This is a genomic window from Sphingomonas sp. PSPC2-2 (assembly GCF_049897725.1).
Taxonomy (GTDB): domain Bacteria; phylum Pseudomonadota; class Alphaproteobacteria; order Sphingomonadales; family Sphingomonadaceae; genus Sphingomonas.
On record NZ_JAFCWU010000009.1, the window covers coordinates 134,182 to 156,389 of the forward strand.

Genomic DNA, 22,208 nt, shown 5'->3' on the forward strand with positions numbered 1-22,208 from the left:
CGCGCGCGGCGCCCCCGTAGCTCAGTCGGATAGAGCGACGGTTTCCTAAACCGCAGGCCGGTGGTTCGAATCCACTCGGGGGCACCAGCCTAAATCGGTCACGTACCCCGGCTTTGCGCCAGCACCTCATACGCCATCACTGCGGTCGCGACCGCCGCATTCAGGCTGTCGGCCTTGCCCAGCATCGGGATCTTCACCAACAGATCGCACTGCGCCGCATAAGCATCGGGCATGCCTTGCGCTTCGTTGCCGGTCAGCAGGAAGGTCGGGGCGGTGTAGCTGGCGGCGCGATAGTCGCTGTCGGTGTCGAGGCTCAACCCCACCAATTGCCCCGGTCCACTGCGCAACCACTGCGTGAACTCCGCCCATTCGCACTGCACGACGGGCACGGTGAACAAAGCGCCCATGCTTGCGCGCACGGCTTCGACCGAGAAGGGATCGACGCATTCGCCGATCAGAATCAGGCCGCCTGCACCGACCGCATCGCCGGTGCGCAGGATCGTGCCGAGGTTACCGGGATCGCGCAGTCGCTCGGCCACCAGCCAGATCGCCGCGCTCGAGCGATCGAGGCTGGCCAGATCGCGCGTAAATTCGGGGAAGACACCGACCACCGCTTGCGGATTGTCCTTGCCCGACAGTTTGGAGAGGATGTCGGGCACCGTTTCGATCGCTTCGCCGCCCGCCGCCTCGACATCGGCGACCAGCGCCTGCACCAGCGGATGCGCCGCGCTGTCGCGGGCGAAGAACAAATATTGGGGAATACGCCCGGCTTCGCGCGCCTCGGTCAGGATGCGCAAGCCCTCCGCCAGGAACAGCCCTTCCTCGCGGCGATGCCGCTTCTCGCGCAGCAAGCGCACGCGCTTGATCAGCGGGTTGGAATAAGCCGTGATTTCACGCGGCATTACAGGCGCTCCGGTGCGGCGGCGGGAGCAAGGCAGGGGATGTCGACGTCCATTCCCGCCACATGCCCTCCGCCAGCGCAGCCCGCAAGCCGGGGCGGTGCAGGCCGGTCAATCCTCGCCGAACTTGGCTTCGACCAGATCGCACAGCGCGCTGACGGCCGTCTCGGCATCTTCGCCGTCGGCGGAGATCATGATCGTGTCGCCCATCGCTGCGCCGAGCATCATCAGGCCCATGATCGACGTGCCCGTGACCGACCCCGCGCCGTCTTTTTCGACCAGCACTTCGCACGGTTGCGTCGCCGCCAGCGTCACGAACTTGGCGCTCGCCCGGGCATGGAGCCCACGCTTGTTGGAGATCAGGACGCTGCGGCTGACGGCCATCAAGCCGCCGCCTCGCCCAACACCTCGGATGCGACCGAAATATATTTGCGACCCGCCTCGCGCGCGGCAGCAACGGCATCGACGACCTTCATCGACTTGCGCGCCGATTCGAGCCGGATCAGCATCGGCAGGTTAATCCCCGCAATCACCTCGATCCGCCCGCGTTCGAGCAGCGAAATAGCGAGATTGGAGGGCGTGCCGCCGAACAGATCGGTAAGCAGGATGACGCCGCGCCCGGCGTCGACACGGGCGATCGCGGCGGCAATGTCGTTGCGCCGCGCCTCCATATCGTCGTCCGGACCGATCGCGACGGTGGCAACACGCTCCTGCTTGCCCACGACATGTTCCATCGCGGTCACAAATTCGTCGGCCAATCGGCCATGAGTCACGAGAACAAGCCCGATCATCGCTCCGCCCAGCTCATGCAACACGCGCCCCATTATTTTGCGTCTCGTCCGGCGCGCCTTCCAGTGAGTCCTGGGGAGCAGCGTCAAGATCTCGATGCGAGACCGTGGGCGAAAATCCCTCCGCGCGCAACCTGGCACCTACCCGCTCTGTCACATGCACCGAGCGATGCCGCCCGCCGGTGCAGCCGAACGCGACGGTGACATAGGATTTTCCTTCGGCTCTGTAGCGCGGAAGCAACAGCAGCAGCAGCGACTCGATCTGCCCGACTGCGGATTCATAAGCAGGGTCTGCTGCGACATAGGCGGCGACATCGGCGTCCAGCCCGGTACCGGGGCGCAGCTGCGGCACCCAGTGCGGGTTGCGCAGAAAGCGCATATCGAAAACGAGGTCAGCGTTGCGGGGCAGGCCGCGGGCAAAGCCGAACGAGGTTACGGAAAGCGTCGGTTCCCCCAGCCCTTCGCCAGAAAACGTCGTGCGGACCTGCTGCGCCAGTTCATTGGCGGTAAGCGTGGTCGTGTCGATCAGTCGATTGGCCCATTTCCGAAGGGGAGCCAGCAATTCGCGCTCGCGCGCGATACCGTCCGCCGCGGGCCGATCCAGTGCCAGCGGGTGGCGACGTCGTGTTTCGGAATAACGCCGCTCAAGCTCGCTGCCAGCGCAATCCAGGAATAGCGTACCGATGTCGTGCCCATAGACGTCCTGCAATTGCTTGATCCGCTGGACAATGCGTTCTGGATCGAAATCGCGGGTCCGCGCGCCAATGCCGAGCGCGAGCGGCTGCGTCGATTGGTCCGCTCCTTCTGGGAGGGGGGCACCTAGCAACCGATCCAGCAACAAGAGGGGGAAATTATCGACCACTTCCCACCCGAGATCCTCGAGCGTTCGGAGCACCGTCGACTTGCCGGCACCCGACATGCCAGTGACGAGCAAAATGTCCTTCGGGTCACGCATTATAGTTCCTTTGTAGCGCGGTGCAGCGCTAATTCCACCTTGATCGGGGCAGATTGTTCGAAGGCTTCAAGCTTGGTTTCGGGCAGATCGACCCCCGCGATGGTCATTACGGTCTGGCGCAGTGGCATCCGTTCGACGGCACCGCCCAGATGCACCACGAGCGCGGCGGCGACATTGTCGATATGCGGAATCGCGACGATGCCGATCCCGCGAACTTCGATCTTTCCGACAATCGTTTCTGGAGCCGAGGCAAACAGCGCACCGTCGCGAACCTCAAGGATCGTGTAATCGTCGCTGATCAGATTTGCCCCACGATCAATCAGGCGCAAGGCGAGGTCGGACTTGCCCGAACCGGACGGCCCCATCAGCAGCACCGCGTGACTGCCGATCGCAACAGCGGTTGCATAAAGCCGAATCTGCTTCACGTCGCGTTCCTCGCCGGAAGGCGGACGACCAGACGGGCACCCTCCGCGCCGTCGCTACGACTCTCGACATTGATCGTCCCTTGGTGGGCCTCGACGATCGTGCGCGCGATAGCAAGGCCCAAGCCGGAATGCTTTCCGAACGCTTCGCCCGCTGGGCGCAAGGACTGGAATCGACGAAACACCTGCTCGCGCGCGCTTTCCGGAACGCCGGGCCCCTGGTCCTCCACCGAAACCGTCAAAATGTCGTGATCGCGCGACGCCGTAATCGTGATGACACCGCCTTCGGGTGAGAAGGAAACTGCATTTTCGATAAGGTTTTCCAGCACACGTTCCAGGCGCCCGCCTTCTCCGAGCACGATCAGGGGTTCGGCAAGCTTGTTGTCGAACCAGATCCGAATGCCGCGCTCGATCCCGCGCGCGTCGCGGCTGGCGATCAGTGCCATGATCATCATGCCCAGATCGACAGGCTCGAACTTCGCGCGGCTCAATTGTGCGTCCAGGCGTGAGGCCTCCGCGATGTCGGTGATCAGCCGATCGAGCCGCTGGACATCATCGCGAACGATCGCCAGCAGACGATCCTGCAGCGCGGGATCCTTGACCATCGCCATGCCCTCGACGGCGGAGCGCAATGAGGCGAGGGGGTTTTTCATCTCGTGCGTGACGTCGGCGGCAAAGGCCTCGATCGCGTCGATCCGCGCGCGCAGCGCGAGGCTCATGTCGGAGAGCGCACGCGCCAACATGCCGATCTCGTCGCGGCGCTCGGGCAGGCGCGGAACCACCACTTCGCGCGCACGCCCAAGCCGCACCCGCACCGCCGCGCGTGCGAGCCGCCGCAACGGTCGCACGATCGTGCGTGCCAGAAACAGGGAGAGCAACACCGACACGATCGCGACGATCAGCAAGACCACGCCAAGGCGAAAGCGCTCGACCCGCACGGTTTGCGTGATGTCGCGCGCGTTGATCGTGCTCATCACCACGCCGCCGCCCGGAAAGGCCGAGGCGGCGGTGATGACGGGCGTGCGATCGGGCGCGCGCCATACCGTCGCGGCGACCTTCGGCTCGGCACGCGCGGTGCGCACGTCGGGCCACGCCATTCCACTGGTTCGCTCGCGATAGAGTGGTGCGCGCGGTGCCCCGACCACGGTGTCGATGACCGCGTCCAGAAAGCGCGCTGCAGCCTGCTGCCAATCCTGTTTGTCGGGGTCTTGCAGCACGAAATTGCGCAGTCCCATCGCGCGCGTGTCGATGATGAGCTTCGCGTCCTTGTCATAAATCCGCAAGCGTGCGCCCATGTCCTGTGCCAGCTTCAGCGCGAGGTCGGGACGCTGCTTCTGCGGTACCGCGACGATCGCCTCGGCGACCAGGCGGGCCTCGCGGATCGATTGGGTGACGCGGCCGTCGACGATGCGGCTGCGGTAGGAATCGAGATAAAAGAACCCGCCCGCGAGCATTGCGAGCGCGAACACGTTCACAAACAGGATGCGGGGGGTGAGCGATACGCGCGCCGACCAGCGCAGCGACAGCGCGCGCGCATCCTCTTCGTCACGAGCCAGATCGATACCGACGGCGCTATTCCTCGGAGAATCGATATCCGGCTCCATAAAGCGTCTCTATCGCATCGAAGTCGGCATCGACTTGGCGAAACTTGCGCCGCACGCGCTTGATGTGGCTGTCGATGGTGCGGTCGTCGACATAAATGTCGTCATGATAAGCCGCGTCCATCAACTGGTTGCGGGTTTTGACGATGCCAGGGCGCTGCGCCAGCGTTTCCAGGATCAGAAATTCGGTGACGGTCAGGGTTACGGTATCGCCATTCCAGGTAACGCGGTGCCGCGCCGTGTCCATCGCCAATCGGCCGCGCACCAGCGATGTCTCCGGGGTTGCCTCACCGTCGCCCGCGCCGCCCTGCGCAACTTCGGTGCGGCGCAAGATCGCCCGAATCCGCGCGATCAGCAGCCGCTGCGAGAACGGCTTGGCGATATAGTCGTCCGCCCCCATCGCCAAGCCTAGCGCTTCGTCGAGCTCGTCATCCTTGGAGGTCAGGAAAATCACCGGCAACATGCTCTTTTCGCGCAGGCGGCGGAGCAGCTCCAGCCCATCCATGCGCGGCATCTTGATATCGAGGATCGCGATGTCGGGCGGGTTGTCGATCAGCGCCTTCAGCGCCGTCTCGCCATCCGAATAGACCCGCGTGACAAAGCCCTCGGCCTGAAGCGCGATCGAGACCGAGGTCAGGATATTGCGGTCGTCATCGACCAAAGCAATCGTTGCCGTCATCGGGCGGGATAGATCCTTGTCGTTCGCGAGTCGGCGTAATCGATTACACGCGCAGCCTCAATGCACGCTGAACAGAGCGTGTTTGACCGCGAGCAAGGCCAACGATATGCGCCACGGTGCAAAAGCATAAAATGCGAGGTCAATTGGCCCGCATGGGACATTGAGGAGACCCCACGCAATGAGCGACCGTACCCCGACCGCAGGGCTGGAGGCCCAGGGCATCGAGACCCGCGCCAACCTGCACTGGAACCTTGTCACCGCCCGCCTGATCCAGTCCGCCATCGCGCGCGGGGAGGGAAAACTGTCGGCCGATGGGCCGCTCGTCGTGGAAACCGGCGCGCATACCGGGCGCTCCGCACAGGACAAGTTCATCGTCCGTGATGCCGAAACCGAGAGCACCGTATGGTGGGGCAAAAGCAACAAGGCGATGTCGCCGGAGCATTTCGCTGTCCTGAAGGCCGATTTTCTGTCCGCCTTGCGGGACAAGGAGGATCTGTTCGTTCAGGATCTGTTCGGCGGTTCGCAGCCCGAGCACCGCGTCAACGTGCGCGTGATCAACGAGCTGGCCTGGCATAACAGCTTCATCCGCACGATGCTGGTGCGCCCGGCGGAATCGGAACTGCGCGGTTTCGTGCCCGATTACACGATCATCGATTTGCCCAGCTTCCGTGCCGACCCCGCGCGGCATGGCTGCCGCAGCGAAACCATCATCGCGGTCAACTTCACCGACAAATTGATCCTGATCGGCGGCACCAAATATGCCGGCGAGATGAAGAAATCGGTGTTCAGCCTGCTCAACTATCTGCTGCCGCCGACGGGCGTGATGCCGATGCATTGCTCGGCGAATATCGGCAAGGATGGTGACACTGCCGTATTCTTCGGCCTGTCGGGCACCGGCAAGACCACGCTCAGCGCCGATGCCAGCCGCACGCTGATCGGTGATGACGAGCATGGCTGGTCCGACACCGCCGTCTTCAATTTCGAGGGCGGCTGCTACGCCAAGATGATCCGCCTGTCGGCCGATGCAGAGCCGGAGATCTTCGCCACCACCAAACGCTTTGGCACCATCCTCGAAAACGTGGTGATGGACCCGGTGACGCGCGTGCTCGATCTCGACGATGCGAGCCTCGCGGAAAACAGTCGCGGGGCCTATCCGATCGACTTCATCCCCAACGCGTCCGAACACAATATGGGGCCGGTGCCGCGCAATGTCGTGATGCTGACGGCGGACGCCTATGGCATCCTGCCGCCGATCGCCAAGCTGAGCCCGGAACAGGCGATGTACCACTTCCTGTCCGGCTACACCGCGCGCGTGGCCGGGACGGAAATTGGCGTGACCGAGCCCGATGCGACCTTCTCGACTTGCTTTGGCGCACCGTTCATGGCGCGGCATCCCTCGGTCTACGGCAATTTGCTCAAGGAGCGGATCGCCAAGGGCGGGGTCGATTGCTGGCTGGTCAACACCGGCTGGACCGGCGGGAAATACGGCGTCGGCAGCCGTATGCCGATCAAGGCGACGCGGGCGCTGCTCAACGCGGCGCTCGACGGCAGCCTGAACGGCGTGGAATTCCGCACCGATCCGAATTTCGGCTTCAAGGTGCCGGTGGCGGTGCCAGGGGTGGACAGCGCGATCCTCGATCCGCGGGCAACCTGGGCCGACAAGGCGGCCTATGACGCCACGGCGGCAAAATTGGTCGATCTGTTCGTGGAAAACTTCGCGCAATTCGCCGATCATGTCGATGAAGGGGTGCGACAATCGGCCCCGAAGGTTCACGTTCCCGCCTGATGGCCCGGTCTTCGGATCGGGCACGCCCAACCGGAAAGCCCGATCCGATGACCCAATTGCCTTTTCGCCCATTCCCCGACGATGACGCCATTCGCCGCGTCGGGGAGGGGCTGCTCGACCACAGCCTGCCGCGTGCCGAGTGGACGCATGAGGCGCATCTCGCCGCGACCACGTGGCTGGTGCGCGATCGTCCGGACATCGCCATCGATGTCGAAATTGCCGCTATCATAAGTAGCTACAACGTCGCGGTCGGCGGGGTGAACGACGACACCCAAGGATATCATGAGACGATTACCCGCGCCTACCTCAGTGGTGTGTGCGCCCATGTTGCAGCGCGACCGTCCGGGGAGACGCTGGTCGCGTGCGTTAACGCCCTGCTTGGATCACCGGCAGGACAGCGCGATTGGCCACTACGCTTTTATTCGCGCGATCGATTGTTTTCGGTGGCCGCGCGACGCGGTTTCATCACGCCCGATCTCGCGTCGCTGCCGGGCGCATGCTAATCTTGCTATGCTCGGATCAGCTCGAAAGGATGCACATATGGGATTGCTCGACGGACTGCTCGCCCAAGTCACTGAAAATGTCGACGTAAAGAACCTTGCCGCGAAGGTCGGGCTGACGCCGGAGCAAGTCGAATCGGCAATCACCGCGCTGGGCCAGGCCCATGCCGCGCCGACCGATACGGCCACGACTGCGGCCGAGACGACTGGCCTCCCCGTAGACGTGCTGCAGCAGATCATCGGCCACATCGGCGGTGAAGGGGCGCTCGCCCAATTCGCGACGCTTTTGGACGGTCCGCTTGGGAGCGCTGGCAAGGGCGCGCTTGGCGAACTCGAAGGGCTCGCCGCCAATTTCTTCGGCAAGAAATAACGCGACGGGCAGCGTCAGGCGGGCTCGACCCGCAGGACGCTGCCATCCGCGCCGACGATCCGCACCGTCGTGCCCACGGCTGCATCCGGCCCGGTCGCGCTCCACGCGCCATCGCCAACCGTCACCCGGCCCTCGCCATCGACGATCGCTTCGCAAACCACGACACGCTTGCCGATCAGTCGGGCCGCGCGATCATTGAGGAGCGGGTCGGCCGAGGACCGGTCCGACTGGCGATACCAACGCCACCCAAGCGCCACCAGCGCCCCGGTCACCACCGCAAATATCAACGCCTGGACGATCACCGGCAAGCCCGGCGCGATCAGCGCGACCACGCCGACACTGGCGGCACCGGCTCCCAGAAAAATCAGGAAAAAGCCAGGTGCCAGCATCTCGGCAATGACCAGCGCGAGCGCCGCCGCAAACCACAGTGCACCATCGCTCCATGCCACGCCGAACAGCATCATTGCGGCTTGTCCTCAAACGGTCCGCGCGGTCGCGGCGTAGCGGGAGCCGGCGGCGTCGGACTGCCCGAAATCGCCTCGCGCGCCAGCTCGCCAATCCCGCCCAGCGTCCCCATCAGCTGAGTCGCTTCGACCGGGAACAGGATCGTCTTGGCATTCGGAGACGTGGCGAACTTGCCGATCGCCTCGACATATTTCTGCGCGATGAAATAATTGATCGCCTGAACGCTGCCGCTCTCGATCGCGTCGGACACCGCCTTGGTGGCGCTCGCCTCGGCCTGGGCGGCGCGCTCGCGCGCTTCGGCATCCCGGAAGGCGGATTCGCGACGACCCTCGGCCTCGAGGATCTGCGACTGTTTGGCCCCTTCGGCGCGGTTGATCGCATTCTGCCGCGCCGCTTCGGACTCGAGGATCGTCGCGCGCTTTTCGCGCTCGGCCTTCATCTGGCGCGTCATCGCGTTGACGATGTCGGCAGGTGGGCGGATATCCTTCAATTCGACGCGCGTGATCTTCACACCCCAGCTTTCGGTGGCATGATCGACCACCATCAGCAGCCGCGTGTTGATCTCATCGCGCTTCGACAGCGTCTCGTCGAGATCCATCGATCCCATCACGGTACGCAAATTGGTCGTCGCGAGCTGCATGATGGCGAGGTAGAGGTCGCTCACCTCATAGGCGGCCTTGGCGGCGTCGAGCACCTGGAAGAACACCACGCCGTCGACCGCGACCATCGCATTGTCCTTGGTGATGATCTCCTGTCCCGGAATATCGAGCACCTGCTCCATCATGTTCACTTTGCGACCGATCTGGTCGAACAGCGGCACGATGAAGGTGAGCCCGGGTTGCGCCACAGCGGTGAACTTGCCGAAGCGCTCGATCGTATATTGATAGCCCTGGCGCACCACCTTCATGCCGAGCATGAGATAGAGCAGGACAACGACGACCAGCAGCCCTGCAATGACGAGTGCCATGAAATACCCCCGGAGCGGCGACCGCACGGGCGCGGACGCGACGTGGCACCGTTCTAGCAGATCGGGCGCGGTGGGGTAGGGGAATATAACGGTGGCACCGACACCCAATCGCCCGATCTCGCTTCGATGCAGCGGGTGTTATCAAACGCGGCCATACACCGTATGCGACTTGATGCGACTTGGCTGTTTCGATACCGTGGGAAACCCTGAACAATGAGCGATGTGCCGTCCGATATCCCCGAAGTGCTGACGATGCGCTCCTGGTTGTTCGCGCCAGGCGATAGCGAACGTAAGCTGGCCAAAGCGATTGCGAGTCCGGCCGACATCGTCCTGCTGGATCTGGAAGACGCGGTGACGCCCGAAAACAAGCCGCTCGCGCGGCAGGTTGTTCACGATGCCTTGCAGGCGAACGCGGCGGGACGATCGCGCTTGTGGGTGCGGATCAATCCGCTCGACGGCACTGCTGCGCTTACCGATCTGGCCGCGATCATGCCTGCCCGTCCCGGCGGCATCATGGTGCCCAAGGTCAACGGGCGGGAGGATGTCGAGCGGCTCGATCATTATCTCAGCGCGTTCGAGGCGGCGCACGGCATCCCGGCAGGGTCCACCCCGGTCATCGCGCTGGTCACCGAAACCGCCGCCGCCATGTTCCGCACCGGCGACTATAAGGGTGCGCCGCGCGTCGTGGCGTTGACCTGGGGAGCGGAAGATTTGGCCGATTCGATCGGGGCCAGCGACAATCGCAACGCCGATGGCAGTTATGGCTTCACCTATGAATTGGCGCGCTCGCTGTGCCTGCTCGGTGCGGCGGCGGCGGAGGTCGCGGCGATCGAAACGATCCAGGGCGATTTTCGCGATCTCGACTTGCTCAAAGCGCGGGCGGAAAAGGTGCGGCGCGATGGTTTTCGCGGGATGCTCGCCATCCACCCCGCCCAAGTCGACGTGATCAACGCCGCCTTCACGCCGACTGCGGAGGAAATCGCCGAGGCGCAGGCGATCGTCGATCTCTTCGCCGCCAATCCGGGCGTCGGCGCGATCGGGTATAAGGGCGGAATGCTCGATCGCCCGCATTTGTCGCGCGCAAAGCAGCTTTTGCGGCAAACTTGACCGCCTGTCATCAGGCCGACGCCGGGCCCCCGCGCCCTTGCGTCGGCCTTGCCGATGCGCGGCTTACGGGTGGATCAGCTCAACCGCGATTGCGGTCGCCTCGCCGCCGCCGATGCACAAGGCGGCAACGCCCTTTTCGAGTCCCCGCCGCTTCAACGCCGCGACCAGCGTGGCGATGATCCGCGCGCCGCTGGCACCAATCGGATGGCCGAGCGCGGTCGCGCCGCCATTGACGTTCAGCTTCTCGCGCGGAATGGCCAGCTCGCGCATCGCGATCATCGCCACGGTGGCGAATGCCTCATTGACCTCGAACAGATCGACGTCGTCGACCGACCAACCGGCGCGCTCCAGCACTTTGCGGATCGCCGCGACCGGCGCGGTGGTGAACAAAGCCGGGGCATGGGCGTGTGCGGCGGTCGCGACGATTCGCGCCTCCTGCGACAGGCCGCGCTGTTCGGCCACGCTCGCCCGCGTCAGCACCAGGGCGGCCGCCCCATCGGAAATGGAAGCGGAGGTAGCAGCGGTGATCGTGCCGTCCTTGGCGAAAGCGGGGCGCAGGCTGGGGATTTTCTCGGGCTTGGCCTTACCGGGTTGTTCGTCTTCGCTGACGACGACATCGCCGCCGCGGGTCTTGACCGTGACCGGAACGACTTCGTCGGCAAAGCCGCCGCCGGTGATCGCCGCGTTGGCGCGAGTCAGGCTTTCGATCGCGAAACTGTCCTGCTCGGCGCGGGTAAATTGATAGGCGGTGGCGGTATCCTCGGCAAAGGCCCCCATCGGTTTGCCCCTGTCATAGGCATCTTCCAGACCGTCCATCATCATCGAATCGATGACGACGTCATGGCCAATCCGCGCGCCCGAGCGATGTTTTGCCAGCAGGAACGGCGCATTGGTCATGCTCTCCATACCGCCGGCCACTACTACGTCGACGGTGCCCGCCATCAGCGCTTCGGTCGCCATGATGGTCGCCTGCATGCCAGAGCCGCACATCTTGTTGATCGTGGTTGCTTCTACCGAATCGGGCAGCCCCGCGCCGAGCGCCGCCTGGCGGGCGGGGGCCTGGCCCAGGCCCGCAGGGAGCACGCACCCCATATAAATCCGATCGATGCTGTTCGGGTCGACCTGCGCCCGTTCGACTGCCGCACGCACCGCCGTCACGCCGAGTTCAACCGCGGTGACGCCGGAAAGCGCCCCCTGAAAGCCACCCATTGGCGTACGGGCGTAGCTGGCGATGATGACGGGGTCGTTAGGCATGGATCTTCCTTTTATACATCAGAAGGCGCGGGCGAGGGGCATTCTCTCGATATCGGACATGGGCTCATAGCGGCAGCGTTGCCAGACATCGCGGCAAATTTCGCGAGCTTCCGAGCTTTCTTCGCCGATTTAATGGCAGGCTTGCGCCCAGCCCGACGACGAGATTGTGGTGCAGCCGCACGACTTCCTGATCGTGAAGCGGCGTCCCTTGCGCCGTTTCTCCGACGGGGCTGATGGAAGAAAATGGTCGTAACATTTTGAATATTAACAAATAAGTTAGGTCATATGTAAGTATGGGTTCGCGCGGGGCAAGAGTTGGGTAAAATCCTGTCTTGAACCGCGACAGGATGTGAATGATGACTGATATTCAGAGGGCCAGCCGTACCCCCCCGGAGGAGCGGATCGCCGATGCTGAATCGACCAGCGCGCCGAGCCTCCCGTTAACGCGCGGTGCCACCTTTGCGATGGCGGCCGCAGCCGGGATCGGGGTTGCCAATATCTATTACAACCAGCCGATGCTGGGCATCATCGAACGCGAGTTTCCGGGCGCTGCGGCCGGCATGATCCCGACGGCGACCCAGCTCGGTTATGCGGTCGGCCTGTTCCTGCTCGTGCCGCTGGGTGACCTTGTCGAGCGCAAGCGCCTGATCCTGCTGCAATTCGGTGTGCTGGCGCTGGCTTTGGTCGCCGCTGCGATTGCCCCGACGGTTATCCTGGTGATCCTCGCCTCCTTGCTGGTCGGTGCTGCCGCGACGGTTGCGCAGCAGATCGTTCCGTTTGCCGCCCATCTGGCTGCGCCCGAACGCCGCGGCGCGACCGTCGGCACCGTTATGTCGGGGCTGTTATGTGGCATCCTGCTCAGCCGCACGTTGGCCGGGTTCGTCGCGACGCACGCGGGGTGGCGCGCGATGTTCTGGCTCGGTCTGCCGATGGCGCTGTCCGCTGGCGCGATGATGGCGTTCTCGCTGCCGCGCAGCAAGCCCGACTCGACCCTGCGCTATGGAGCATTGATGCGCTCGCTCGTCCATTTGTGGCGCGAATTCGGCGCGCTGCGGCTGGCGGCGGTAACGCAATCGCTGCTGTTCGCCGCGTTTACGGCGTTTTGGACCATCCTCGCGCTGCGGCTGCAGGAACCGCGCTTTGGCCTTGGGGCCGAAATCGCCGGACTCTTTGGCGTCGTTGGTGCGGTCGGCATCCTTGCGGCACCGATTGCAGGGCGGATCGCCGATCGCTACGGGCCGCACCAGGTGATCGCGATTGGCGCGCTGCTGACGCTGCTTTCCTGGTTGATCTTCGGCGTGTGGACCTTGCTGGCCGGCTTGATCGTCGGCGTCATTCTGCTCGATTTCGCCGTGCAGAGCGCGCTCGTCTCCAATCAGCATATTGTCTACGCCTTGCGGCCGGAAGCGCGCTCGCGGCTGAACACCATCTTCATGGGGGCGATGTTCCTTGGCGGCGCGGTCGGCTCGGCCGCCGCGATGACCGCGTGGAAGGCGGGGGGCTGGGACGCCGTCGCTGCCCTTGGCGGCGCGTTCGCACTGGTTGCGGTCGCGCTGCAGATCGCCAGCCTGCGCAGAAAGCACTGATGATGCGGATCGTGATCGTAGGCGGGTCGCTCGCAGGTCTGTTCGCTGCAGGGCTGCTGCGAAAGGCCGGGCACGATGTCCAGGTCTATGAGCGTTCGCGCGCCGGGCTTGCCGGGCGCGGTGCTGGACTGGTTCCGCAGGAAGAGGTGTTCGTCGCGCTTCGCGCGCTTGGGCTTGATGATCTGGCAACCATCGGTGTGATGGCGCGCGAGCGCATTTTCCTGGATCTTGATGGCACCATCACCGGGCGCGTTGCCGCGCCCCAGATGCAAATCTCCTGGGACCATCTTTATACCGGATTGCGCGACGTGCTTTCGACATCGGACTATCATGTCGGTCGCGATGCGGTGCAGGCAGGAACCGACGACAGCACGGCATGGGTGCAGTTCGAAGACGGAACGCGCGTAACCGCCGATCTGGTCATCGGTGCCGACGGGATCGGGTCGACGGTCCGCGCGGCCGTGATCGGAACCGCGCAACAGGCGACCTATACCGGCTATGTCGCCTGGCGCGGGTTGGTCCCCGAAAGCGCGCTTCCCGACAGTGCCGCGCAAACGCTGCTCGACCGGTTCGCCTTTTACACGGGCAATCGATCGCAGGCGCTCGGTTATGTCGTCCCCGGGCCGAACGGTGAATTGGAGCCGGGGATGCGGCGGTACAATTGGGTCTGGTATCGGCGCGCGGACGATCTCCAGCGCACGCTCGCAGACCGCACTGGCCAGGTTCATGCGTTCTCCCTTGCTCCAGGACAGCTTTCCGAGCCGGCAAAGTCTGATCTGCGGTCTGCCGGTTCGGCGCAGCTTCCGCCGCAGTTTCACGATGCGCTGCTGGCCGAGCCAAACCCGTTCGTTCAGGCGATCTTCGATTATGAAACCCCGCAAATGGCGCGCGGACGGCTGGTACTCATCGGTGACAGCGCCTTTGTGGCGCGCCCGCACACGGCGATGGGCGTGGCAAAGGCAGCGGGCGATGCGCTGGCGCTGACAAGCGCATTGGCCGAAGCCCCCATCGAAGCGGCGTTGCAGCGCTATCAACGGGCGCGCCTGCGGATCGGCCACGCGATCGTCGACTTCGGGCGGCGGCTCGGCACGTTCATGGAGTGAAGGGCCGCCGTGACATTCCCCGGGGGAGCAGGCCTGCCCTGGCAAGGTGCCGCGCTCTTCAAAACAATTTGCGAAGACCCAGGCGGACGGACCGACCGAGCGGATCAAGACAAGCGGCTTGAAAGCGATTGGGCGTTGCCCCCGTCCGATCGCGCACCTGGATTCGGTCGTTCAGCATATTTTCCACCGTGAACTGGAGCGACATCTGTTTGCTCCAGGGGCGGTGGGCGATCTTGGCGATATCGAGCGATCCGTAGAGCGTGAGCCAGGTTTTCGCGGAGAAACGAAGATCGGAAACTGCCGACGCACTGCGAATGCGGGTTGGTGCTTGCAGTCTGGCATACACCCCGACGTTGAACGGGCCGTAATTTCCGCCGACGGTGCCATCAACATCCCACTCGGGCCGTCCGCTGGTCCCGTCGATTGTCGCTCCATTGAGGAGATCGAGCGATGGTAATCCGTTCCGCAAGACCAGACGATCCTGCAACCGATAGTTGGTCGTCAGGTTTATATATAGGAACGGGCGCGGTTTGGCCGGTTTCGCCGGAGGCCCGTCCTTGTTCGGCGCAGGCGGCGGTGGTGGGGCGCGGCCAATCGGGGTCTGGAGGTTCAGCGTCATCCGCAACTTCTTCTCGTTCTCGCGCGCCAGATTGACCGGACGCAGATCGACGCTGATCAGGGTTCCCGCCAAATCCCGGAGGAATAGCCCTGAAAACGCGACCTGAAAGTCCGGTGTCAGGCTTCCCAACGTGGCGGACTGGTTATCGATGGTGGTGTCGAGAAAATCGATCCCGAAGCGGAACTCCCGGTCTTTGAAGGGTTGTAGCGCAAGCCCCAGCGTCGTCGTTCGCCGTCGCTCGGGCATCAGTGACGGGTTGCCCCCCACAAGCGTGGAAACCAGCACACTGGCACCGGCGGTAAAATCAAAAAACGGGGTGTTCGGCGTCGTAAAGGTGGGGCTGACGAGCAGGCCGATCGCAGGCGGCGTTCGCGTTTCGGTGATGGAACCAGTCAACTGCACGGGCCGCACCGGGGTCCAGGTGAATCCATAGTTCGAACTGGTCAGCCGCCCGTAGCGGGAGACATCTGACACACCCACCATGCCGTTTACCGTCAACTGGCCAAGAATGGGCAGCACACCGTTCTGCGCCGAGGCGATGGGTATCACGGTGTTGAAACTGGCTCCGCCGATCGATCGACTGACGGCCCCAAGGTCGATCGCTTCGCCATTGCCATGGGTCCCGCTGACCGAACGACTATAATCCGCAGAAACCGTGACTTGCGCATCACCGGCAGGCAGATGGGCGAGCGAGCCATTCACAACCGCTTTGCTCGCAACCGTACTGGTCGAGGTACGGCTGTGGTTGACGGTGCGTTGCGCCGCGCTCGCGACGTCGAGCGCTGCCATGGGATCTCCGCCGCCCGTGACCGCGTCCTGAAGCGCATCAAGTGGAACACCCGTTTCTGAGTCCGCCCGGGAGAATACGCGGTCATAGCTAGTGGTCACGTTCCACGACCACCGTCGGATACTGCCCTGAAGGGTCAGGCCGCCATGCGCGGTCAGCGTGGAGCTGTTCTGGTGCAGCACCGCCCCGGGAAAGGCGCGATAGACCAGTACTGGCCCGGAAAAGGGCAGCGCCGTTGTACCTCCGGGCACCTGAATGATGCCCGAGGCGAGCCCGCTCAACCCGCTGTTGCGGTCTGCCTGAACGGAAAGGTTGAGCGAACCGTCCACGCTCTTGCCAAGCGGTGCCCCGAAGGCTCCTTCGGCGTGAAGCGTATCTGTACGCTGCTGCAACGTGCGGTAGGCACCGGAATCGGTCATCGCCCGGCCGGAATTGACATAATTGTCGAGCGATTGACGGGCCGCGACGCTTTGAGGAACGGCGGCGATGGTAACGGGATGGCCTGCAAGGCGATCCAGCGAAGGGTCGATGCTGCCACCGCCGACGCCGGTGACGTTGCCGCCAACGGCGAAAAGGGAGTCGGGATCTGGCGCGATCGCTCGCTGGCTTTGTAGCAGGGGATCGAGATGGAGATAGTAGAGGCTGAGCGAGGCCCGCTTCGGCCCCTCGATACGCGCGCCATTCACTTCGACATAGTTGGTCGCACCGCCGCCCTCGGTGGTCGAGCCGCCCAGTTCCTGCAAAGTCACCGACCGAAAATGCTTTTTGGTGATGAAGTTCATCACCCGCATCGTTGGCGGAAAGCCGAAGCGAGCGGCCTCCTGCTCGGGCAGGACCTCGACACGTTCGATCGATTCCGGAGGCAGGCTCATCAAATCGCCGAATCCTGAAACGCGTCGACCGTTAAGCAGGATGGCGGGTTCACCGCCACTGGCGGAGGTTGCCACGCCCTTAAGGCGTTTCATCAGGTCCGCCATGCTTGTCGGCCCCAGCGCCAGCAGCGCGGCGCTGTCGAACACGGCAAGCGGTTTCACCGTCTCGATGGCAGTGCCTGCGGTTCGATGCCCGGTGACGACGATGTCACCTGTATCGCGGTCCGTCATGGAACCTGGCGTCAGCGGGTCGGCGGGTGCGGCAGAGGCTGGCTGGGTTTGTGCAGCCTGGGAAACGTCGGCGAGGCCGACGGAAACGAGCGCGAAAGATGGCCATGCCCAGCTTGAGGCCTTCACGCTGTTCCCCCACGGCCGCGTACCCGCAATGGCGGCGTACCCCTTGGTAAAACGAGCTTATATCAAGCACCTTGGCGGAATTGTGGCGGTCGCGGAAACCGTTCGGGCGGAACCCGCGCGCTGGTCTGATTTCACATGGAGCAGCGCTCGTGCGGGGGGGACGATCGGTCGCAGCCAAAACGCCCGTCAGGCGGCGATCGATCGCCGTTCGACGCTGAATCCACAAGACGCCATCGCGACGCCGTCAAGCGCCTTCATGGCGTGGTTGATGATTGCCACAAGGCCGCCCTCGCGGTCGGACGCATCGACAATCAGCCGCGCGCTCAGGCATAGCCGCAGCGCGGCGACCTTCTCGCCATGGCGTAGGCCACACGCGACCGGCTGGCCCAGCCGGATCGCGGGAACGTTCGGACCGCCTCGCGCAACTCTCTCAAAGACATGCCGCGTTTCGACCGCGTTGAGCGTGCCGATGCCGTTCTGCCGATTGAGCAGGAACGGGAAGATGGTCGGTATGGCATCATAAGACAGATCAAATCCGCTTGGCAGCAGCGGATGCCGGTCAAGCGAGCGGGTTGCCAGCGGTATGAAGGCACCATCGTGCCGCAGGCGATCCTCCACCGCCTTCCCAAACGTCCTGACGGTGCGCTCGATCTCGGATGATGGAATGGCCAGCAGCGCCTGCCACTCATGGAGGGCAGCATGCCAGCGCAACAGCAGGCCGAAATTGGCGCGGTCCGGCAAGGCTTGCCGCGCGCGCCAGCCCGAGGGCAGCTCCGCGGGCGCACAATAGTCCGCCATTTGCGGGGGCAGTTCGCGGTCGCGCCAGCGCTTTGCGAGCGACGGCGGGCAGAACAACGCGCCGCTGAAACTGGGGCCGCCCAGAAATTTCGATCCCGTTATCGCAAGGGCGAACCCCTGCGCGAGATAGGCCCGAATGGTTTCCGGTGTGAGGCGCAGCTGGCAGCCATCGATCAGGAAATCGATGCGGTCGCCATAACGTGCCCTCAGGCGAAACACCGTATCGAGACGGGGGGCGATCAAACCGGTCTTGGACACATCCGTGACGACGACCAGGCAATTGTGGCCGCTTTCAATCGCGGCGGCGATACGGGCGTTGATGTCGTCCTCAACACCGTCTTCATCTCTTAGGCAACCGGCATCGTCCCGTACGGCAAAGGTCGCGTTGGTTATGCCCGATGCAATCGAACTGCCCGGCAACCGGCGCGCGCCGCTTGGCGAATGCGCCATGAAGTGCGAGCCCGAAGCCGCACTCGCCACCGAACTGCCGGTTTCGCTCGGCTCGAGCGTCAGGGTGAAAAGGGGTGCGTCCGGCTGGCGAAACAAAAGCGTCGCCAGCAAGTGCAGATCGGTGCCGGAGGGTGATAGCAGGACCTCGACTCCTGACGATGCCGCACATCCGATACAATCGAGCAGGCTGGCGCGGAGACCGTCACATTCCGCCTGATAAACAGCGGTTTCTCCCCGCGCGACACTCTCGCCCAGAAGATACCGGTGATAGTGTTGGACCGCCGCAAAGGCGCTGCCCGAAATCGACGAAGCGGTGGACGAGCTTAGCGCGCGTTCCGAGGCAGCCGGACGCGGTCCGTATCCATACATATTGCACCCCGTCTGCGGATCGAGCGCAAGCCGCTCATCCCCGCCGCTGACGAGCAAGTGCAGTAAATCGAGGGCGCTCACGCGGCGCACTCATAGCCGACCCCTCGCAACGCGCCCGCATAGGTGACGAACGCGTCGAAAAGCTTCTGCATCGCCACTTTTTTGTACGGGAACGTCTCCCCGTCATCCATGTCGTGAACGAGCATGGCGACATCGACCTCGAAAATCAGCAGCCGTCCGTCGGGCAATTCGGCACAGTCGATCCCGAAATAATCGAGCCCGATTCGACGATTGAGCGCGGCGAACGCAGCAGCGTGCCGGTGAGCGAAATCGGTATCGAAATGCTCCATCCATGCCGCCTCGACGGCGCGTTTATCGGCATTTTCGGCCATGCCGGCGCTCAGATAATGCACGATCCAATGGTCGGAGAGCGCCAAATGACTGGGGAACGCCTTGCCGCCGATAAACACCACGCGTTGTTTGCTGAACAGTCCGTCGTTTCCGCGATAATCGATAAAGGGCGCGATGAAGAACTTCGCACTCTCATCGGTGGCGAGATACGCCAGCGCGGCGTCGGGCGAGTCCAGGCGATCGAGTCCGCCGCCGGCATGCGTGCCGAGGGGGCGCACAATGATGGGGAAGGCAAGGCTCGCGACATGGTCGGCGAGTTCGGTTGCTCCCGAGCCGATCGATTCGAGCACCGCCCGATCGACCTTGGTGGTTGGCGGGACGCACAGCGACGCCTCGGCCGCAAGCGACGCGCTGACGTCATCCCGCGTCAGCCCCGCGATCCGGCGCGGATCGGCATTCATCACTGGACCACCGAGCGTGGGCAATAATTCCGCCATCCGCGCCAGGACGGCGCGATGCTCGGTGGCCTCGCCAATCGCCAGCAAGGCGACATCATGTTCGGGCAGGCCGTCCAGATCTGCGGTGTCGGCATCGACATAGCGCAGCCACAGAACGGCGTCGGAACCGTTGAGCAGGAAATCGACCGGCGTGTTGGCCATGAAATCGCCCGGCGTGACGAAGGCGAGCACCTTCAGGCCCGAGCCATCACCGTGGACGATGCAAAAGTCGCGCTGAAGTGCGATGGCCTGATCGAGCAAGGCACGCGCTTCGTCGGCGCGAAAATGGCAATAGAGCATCATCGACAGATCGATCATCGCTGCCGCGTCGCCCACGTCCGCCTCGATCCGCTGGATGGTGTGTTGCCATAAAGCGGTCATGTCGCGGCGCTCAAAGGCCACTGGCAAAAGGCGATGCATGCCGAGCGTCTCGGTGCGTGGACCGATTACGGGCCGGTTGAGAAGGGGGTGGTTGACTGGCATCGATATATCCTCAGCGCCGCGAAGAATGGCCCGCGCCAAACCGCAATACTCCTTCGACAAGCGCGTCGAGGTCATCTGCGGTGGTGCGGTGATTGACGAAAGCGGCGCGGATTGCGGGCCGATCTTTCACCAGCGTCAGGGACGGTGCGACGCGACCGGCATTGTGCAGATCCTCAACGATCGCACGGTTGATCGCGCCATCCCCGCCAACGCCGTCGGGCGCGTAACCGAAGCAAACGATGTTGAGCGCGACGGGAGCCAGAAGTTCCAGATCGGGTTCGGCCGCGATCCGCGCAGCCAATACGCGGGCCAACTGGCAGTTCGCAGCCATGGCCGCGCCCAATGCCTGGGTCCCGTAGGTCTTGAGCGTGAACCAGGTCTTGAGCGCCCGGAAGCTGCGCGAAAGATCGGGGCCGATATCGCATGGCCAGTCCCCGCCCGCCGCGAGGCCGGTCTCGGCGCGGGTCAAATAGCCCGCGGGCGACGCGAAGGTCTCTTTCAGCCAGATGCCCTCGCGAACGAGCAGGAAACCAGCGTCGTAGGGGACATGCCCCCATTTGTGGAAATCGAACGCCAGGCTATCGGCGCGCTCGATTCCGTGCAGGAGCGGCGCGATCTCGGGCGACATCATGCCCAGCGCACCCAGCGCGCCATCGATATGAAAGTGCAGGTCCTCCTCGCCCGCAAGATCGGCCAGGGCGTCCAGGTCATCGATCGCGCCGCTGTTGACCGTACCGGCGGAGCCCACCAGCAGGAAGGGCGTCAGGCCGGCGGCGCGATCCGCCCGGATGTGTGCCCGGAGCGAGCCCATATCGATCCGCCCCGCAGCGTCGGTCGCGACGCGGGTGAGCGCGTCGGAGCCAAGTCCCGCCATTTCCAATGCTCGGGGAACGCAGCCGTGAACTTCGTTCGACGCATAAGCAACCAGGCGCGGTGCCTTCGTCACGCCGACTTGCCGCACAGCCGCACCGCATATCCGCGTTCGTGCGACCAGCAACGCGACGAAATTGGCTTGCGAAGTTCCGGTCAGGAACAGACCGTCTGCTGTTGCGGGAAAGGCGAAGATCTCGCGCACCCAGTCGCGAATCTGGCGCTCGATCAGGATCGGCATATGGTTGCGCCCGCCCAAATTGGCGTTCAGCCCGCCGCTGAGCATTTCGGCCAGCATGCCGACGGGCGTCCCCGCACCCTGCACCCAACCCATGAAACCGGGATGCAGATTGCCGCCGGCATAAGGAAGGATCGCGTCCATGAAGCTTGCGTGCACGCTCGCCAGATCGGTTGGGGCCACCGGTACCGCTTCGCGCGCAACGGCCAGAGCGTCTGCGGGCACCGGACGCCAGGCCGGTTGCCCGGAAAGTCCTTCGAGATGGTCGATCATGTCATCGAGCATCCGATGCCCCTGCGCGCGCAAGCCTGACCAGTCCGCCGGATCGAGCGATGTCGCGCAGCGAAGCGGTGCGCGCGCGCTGTCGAAGCCGGGGCTTATCGGCTCACCATCATCGGACGCGACAGAAGCGGCTGGATCGAACGTCACCGCTGCATCGCCTTTGCGTCGTCGGGCTGCGCCCGATTTGAACCCGAAGCGGCGTCCAGGGCGGACCGCGCAGGAGCGAAACGCCGTGAGGTGAGATCGGAGGTCGCCGGGGCGGTCTCCGGCGTTCCTGCCCGGCTGCGGTCGCGATGCTGTGCCTGTCTCCCGATCACGCGAGGACGTTAATGTCGGTTTGGCTGGATCCGTAGGCAGCGGCGGGAATGGGCTTGGGCGGTGGCGGTGCGTTCGGGTCGGCCGACTTGCTGATCTGGCCGTCACGCGCTTGTTGCAGGGCCTCCGCCGCTTGCCGGATTGCCGCTGTGTCGCCACTCTGGAGCGTCGCCCCAAGCGCGGCGAGCGGGCTTTTGACGGGGGGCGTCCGATTGGCGGTCAGGCGGGCATACGCCGCTTTCGCCGCCGTCGCGTCACCCGATTGGGCGGCCGCCATCATCTTCAGATAGTCTTGCTTGTGTTGTCGCAAGGCCGCCATCTGCGTGGTCGACGATATCGACGCGGTCGGTGATGCCGACGATATCGCGTTCACGCCCGTGCAGGTGCCCATGATGCCAGACTTCCCGTTGCCAATGCTTCGACTTCCCCATCTTCATT

21 protein-coding genes and 1 tRNA gene are annotated in these 22,208 nt (G+C 64.1%); 7 read left to right on the forward strand and 15 right to left on the reverse strand.

Going from position 1 to position 22,208, the window contains the following annotated elements:
* Positions 1–10: 10 nt before the first annotated feature.
* Positions 11–87: transfer RNA gene (locus ACP7BY_RS16240), tRNA-Arg, on the forward strand.
* 11 nt (positions 88–98) lie between these two features.
* Here ACP7BY_RS16240 and ACP7BY_RS16245 read toward each other — a convergent pair.
* The 7 genes from ACP7BY_RS16245 to ACP7BY_RS16275 all read right to left on the reverse strand — a co-directional run bounded on the left by ACP7BY_RS16245 (position 99) and on the right by ACP7BY_RS16275 (position 5,344).
* Positions 99–902, reverse strand: a complete 804-nt coding sequence (locus tag ACP7BY_RS16245) for a TrmH family RNA methyltransferase (protein WP_033965960.1) — start codon at positions 900–902, stop codon at positions 99–101.
* A gap of 108 nt (positions 903–1,010) precedes the next feature.
* On the reverse strand, positions 1,011–1,283 hold the full coding sequence (locus tag ACP7BY_RS16250; RefSeq protein ID WP_033965981.1) for an HPr family phosphocarrier protein: 273 nt from the start codon (positions 1,281–1,283) through the stop codon (positions 1,011–1,013).
* Positions 1,283–1,690, reverse strand: coding sequence for a PTS sugar transporter subunit IIA (locus tag ACP7BY_RS16255; RefSeq protein ID WP_033965982.1), 408 nt, complete (start codon positions 1,688–1,690; stop codon positions 1,283–1,285). The genes ACP7BY_RS16250 and ACP7BY_RS16255 overlap by 1 nt, the downstream gene beginning before the upstream one ends.
* A 13-nt stretch (positions 1,691–1,703) precedes the next feature.
* The gene (gene rapZ / locus ACP7BY_RS16260) at positions 1,704–2,642 is read right to left on the reverse strand and encodes an RNase adapter RapZ (RefSeq protein ID WP_033965961.1); all 939 of its coding nucleotides are present in this window, start codon (positions 2,640–2,642) and stop codon (positions 1,704–1,706) included.
* Positions 2,642–3,067, reverse strand: a complete 426-nt coding sequence (locus tag ACP7BY_RS16265; protein WP_033965963.1) for an HPr kinase/phosphorylase — start codon at positions 3,065–3,067, stop codon at positions 2,642–2,644. Before ACP7BY_RS16265 ends, rapZ begins: the two co-directional genes overlap by 1 nt.
* The gene (locus ACP7BY_RS16270; protein WP_126846378.1) at positions 3,064–4,668 is read right to left on the reverse strand and encodes a sensor histidine kinase; all 1,605 of its coding nucleotides are present in this window, start codon (positions 4,666–4,668) and stop codon (positions 3,064–3,066) included. Before ACP7BY_RS16270 ends, ACP7BY_RS16265 begins: the two co-directional genes overlap by 4 nt.
* Complete coding sequence (locus tag ACP7BY_RS16275) at positions 4,637–5,344, reverse strand: response regulator transcription factor (protein WP_010402796.1); 708 nt, start codon at positions 5,342–5,344, stop codon at positions 4,637–4,639. Before ACP7BY_RS16275 ends, ACP7BY_RS16270 begins: the two co-directional genes overlap by 32 nt.
* A gap of 178 nt (positions 5,345–5,522) precedes the next feature.
* Between ACP7BY_RS16275 and ACP7BY_RS16280 the strand changes: the two genes are divergently transcribed.
* The 3 genes from ACP7BY_RS16280 to ACP7BY_RS16290 are packed head-to-tail and all read left to right on the forward strand — an operon-like array spanning position 5,523 to position 8,000.
* A complete protein-coding gene (locus ACP7BY_RS16280) occupies positions 5,523–7,130 on the forward strand; it encodes a phosphoenolpyruvate carboxykinase (protein ID WP_137902299.1) in 1,608 nt (535 codons plus the stop codon).
* A 47-nt stretch (positions 7,131–7,177) separates the two neighbouring features.
* Positions 7,178–7,633: a hypothetical protein gene (locus ACP7BY_RS16285; protein ID WP_126846380.1), complete on the forward strand. Its 456-nt coding sequence runs from the start codon at positions 7,178–7,180 to the stop codon at positions 7,631–7,633.
* 37 nt (positions 7,634–7,670) lie between these two features.
* Positions 7,671–8,000 carry a hypothetical protein gene (locus ACP7BY_RS16290; protein ID WP_033965966.1) on the forward strand — a complete coding sequence of 110 codons (330 nt, stop codon included), beginning with the start codon at positions 7,671–7,673 and terminating at the stop codon, positions 7,998–8,000.
* Between the two features lie 14 nt (positions 8,001–8,014).
* Here ACP7BY_RS16290 and ACP7BY_RS16295 read toward each other — a convergent pair whose 3' ends face one another.
* Positions 8,015–8,464: an NfeD family protein gene (locus ACP7BY_RS16295; RefSeq protein WP_081988781.1), complete on the reverse strand. Its 450-nt coding sequence runs from the start codon at positions 8,462–8,464 to the stop codon at positions 8,015–8,017.
* Positions 8,461–9,432, reverse strand: coding sequence for an SPFH domain-containing protein (locus ACP7BY_RS16300; protein WP_033965968.1), 972 nt, complete (start codon positions 9,430–9,432; stop codon positions 8,461–8,463). Before ACP7BY_RS16300 ends, ACP7BY_RS16295 begins: the two co-directional genes overlap by 4 nt.
* Positions 9,433–9,645: 213 nt before the next feature.
* Here ACP7BY_RS16300 and ACP7BY_RS16305 point away from each other — a divergent pair, with 213 nt between their 5' ends.
* Positions 9,646–10,539, forward strand: coding sequence for an HpcH/HpaI aldolase/citrate lyase family protein (locus ACP7BY_RS16305; protein ID WP_033965969.1), 894 nt, complete (start codon positions 9,646–9,648; stop codon positions 10,537–10,539).
* A gap of 63 nt (positions 10,540–10,602) precedes the next feature.
* Here ACP7BY_RS16305 and ACP7BY_RS16310 read toward each other — a convergent pair whose 3' ends face one another.
* Positions 10,603–11,793 carry an acetyl-CoA C-acyltransferase gene (locus tag ACP7BY_RS16310; protein WP_033965970.1) on the reverse strand — a complete coding sequence of 397 codons (1,191 nt, stop codon included), beginning with the start codon at positions 11,791–11,793 and terminating at the stop codon, positions 10,603–10,605.
* Positions 11,794–12,257: 464 nt separating this feature from the next.
* On the opposite strand from ACP7BY_RS16310, the gene ACP7BY_RS16315 reads away from it, so the two are divergent.
* Together ACP7BY_RS16315 and ACP7BY_RS16320 are read left to right on the forward strand one after the other, a co-directional pair.
* The gene (locus ACP7BY_RS16315) at positions 12,258–13,379 is read left to right on the forward strand and encodes an MFS transporter (RefSeq protein WP_212742084.1); all 1,122 of its coding nucleotides are present in this window, start codon (positions 12,258–12,260) and stop codon (positions 13,377–13,379) included.
* Positions 13,379–14,482, forward strand: coding sequence for an FAD binding domain-containing protein (locus tag ACP7BY_RS16320; protein ID WP_249340782.1), 1,104 nt, complete (start codon positions 13,379–13,381; stop codon positions 14,480–14,482). Before ACP7BY_RS16315 ends, ACP7BY_RS16320 begins: the two co-directional genes overlap by 1 nt.
* A 58-nt stretch (positions 14,483–14,540) precedes the next feature.
* Here the strand turns inward: ACP7BY_RS16320 and ACP7BY_RS16325 are convergent, their stop codons facing one another.
* The 5 genes from ACP7BY_RS16325 to ACP7BY_RS16345 all read right to left on the reverse strand — a co-directional run bounded on the left by ACP7BY_RS16325 (position 14,541) and on the right by ACP7BY_RS16345 (position 22,161).
* A complete protein-coding gene (locus ACP7BY_RS16325) occupies positions 14,541–16,991 on the reverse strand; it encodes a TonB-dependent receptor plug domain-containing protein (protein WP_137902300.1) in 2,451 nt (816 codons plus the stop codon).
* A 312-nt stretch (positions 16,992–17,303) separates the two neighbouring features.
* Positions 17,304–18,815, reverse strand: a complete 1,512-nt coding sequence (locus tag ACP7BY_RS16330; RefSeq protein WP_137902301.1) for a hypothetical protein — start codon at positions 18,813–18,815, stop codon at positions 17,304–17,306.
* Positions 18,812–20,065, reverse strand: a complete 1,254-nt coding sequence (locus tag ACP7BY_RS16335; RefSeq protein WP_137902302.1) for an ATP-grasp domain-containing protein — start codon at positions 20,063–20,065, stop codon at positions 18,812–18,814. Before ACP7BY_RS16335 ends, ACP7BY_RS16330 begins: the two co-directional genes overlap by 4 nt.
* Positions 20,066–20,075: 10 nt before the next feature.
* The gene (locus ACP7BY_RS16340; RefSeq protein ID WP_212742078.1) at positions 20,076–21,602 is read right to left on the reverse strand and encodes a pyridoxal phosphate-dependent decarboxylase family protein; all 1,527 of its coding nucleotides are present in this window, start codon (positions 21,600–21,602) and stop codon (positions 20,076–20,078) included.
* Between the two features lie 166 nt (positions 21,603–21,768).
* Complete coding sequence (locus ACP7BY_RS16345) at positions 21,769–22,161, reverse strand: hypothetical protein (protein ID WP_033965971.1); 393 nt, start codon at positions 22,159–22,161, stop codon at positions 21,769–21,771.
* Positions 22,162–22,208 lie beyond the last annotated feature (47 nt).

Excerpts from the sequence above, each read along its gene's own strand:
- ACP7BY_RS16245 (WP_033965960.1), bottom strand. The coding sequence starts at position 902 with ATGCCGCGTGAAATCACGGCTTATTCCAACCCGCTGATCAAGCGCGTG.
- ACP7BY_RS16250 (WP_033965981.1), bottom strand. The coding sequence starts at position 1,283 with ATGGCCGTCAGCCGCAGCGTCCTGATCTCCAACAAGCGTGGGCTCCAT.
- ACP7BY_RS16255 (WP_033965982.1), bottom strand. The coding sequence starts at position 1,690 with ATGATCGGGCTTGTTCTCGTGACTCATGGCCGATTGGCCGACGAATTT.
- rapZ (WP_033965961.1), bottom strand. The coding sequence starts at position 2,642 with ATGCGTGACCCGAAGGACATTTTGCTCGTCACTGGCATGTCGGGTGCC.
- ACP7BY_RS16270 (WP_126846378.1), bottom strand. The coding sequence starts at position 4,668 with ATGGAGCCGGATATCGATTCTCCGAGGAATAGCGCCGTCGGTATCGAT.
- ACP7BY_RS16275 (WP_010402796.1), bottom strand. The coding sequence starts at position 5,344 with ATGACGGCAACGATTGCTTTGGTCGATGACGACCGCAATATCCTGACC.
- ACP7BY_RS16280 (WP_137902299.1), top strand. The coding sequence starts at position 5,523 with ATGAGCGACCGTACCCCGACCGCAGGGCTGGAGGCCCAGGGCATCGAG.
- ACP7BY_RS16285 (WP_126846380.1), top strand. The coding sequence starts at position 7,178 with ATGACCCAATTGCCTTTTCGCCCATTCCCCGACGATGACGCCATTCGC.
- ACP7BY_RS16290 (WP_033965966.1), top strand. The coding sequence starts at position 7,671 with ATGGGATTGCTCGACGGACTGCTCGCCCAAGTCACTGAAAATGTCGAC.
- ACP7BY_RS16295 (WP_081988781.1), bottom strand. The coding sequence starts at position 8,464 with ATGATGCTGTTCGGCGTGGCATGGAGCGATGGTGCACTGTGGTTTGCG.
- ACP7BY_RS16300 (WP_033965968.1), bottom strand. The coding sequence starts at position 9,432 with ATGGCACTCGTCATTGCAGGGCTGCTGGTCGTCGTTGTCCTGCTCTAT.
- ACP7BY_RS16305 (WP_033965969.1), top strand. The coding sequence starts at position 9,646 with ATGAGCGATGTGCCGTCCGATATCCCCGAAGTGCTGACGATGCGCTCC.
- ACP7BY_RS16310 (WP_033965970.1), bottom strand. The coding sequence starts at position 11,793 with ATGCCTAACGACCCCGTCATCATCGCCAGCTACGCCCGTACGCCAATG.
- ACP7BY_RS16315 (WP_212742084.1), top strand. The coding sequence starts at position 12,258 with ATGGCGGCCGCAGCCGGGATCGGGGTTGCCAATATCTATTACAACCAG.
- ACP7BY_RS16320 (WP_249340782.1), top strand. The coding sequence starts at position 13,379 with ATGATGCGGATCGTGATCGTAGGCGGGTCGCTCGCAGGTCTGTTCGCT.
- ACP7BY_RS16325 (WP_137902300.1), bottom strand. The coding sequence starts at position 16,991 with ATGACGGACCGCGATACAGGTGACATCGTCGTCACCGGGCATCGAACC.
- ACP7BY_RS16335 (WP_137902302.1), bottom strand. The coding sequence starts at position 20,065 with ATGCCAGTCAACCACCCCCTTCTCAACCGGCCCGTAATCGGTCCACGC.
- ACP7BY_RS16345 (WP_033965971.1), bottom strand. The coding sequence starts at position 22,161 with ATGGGCACCTGCACGGGCGTGAACGCGATATCGTCGGCATCACCGACC.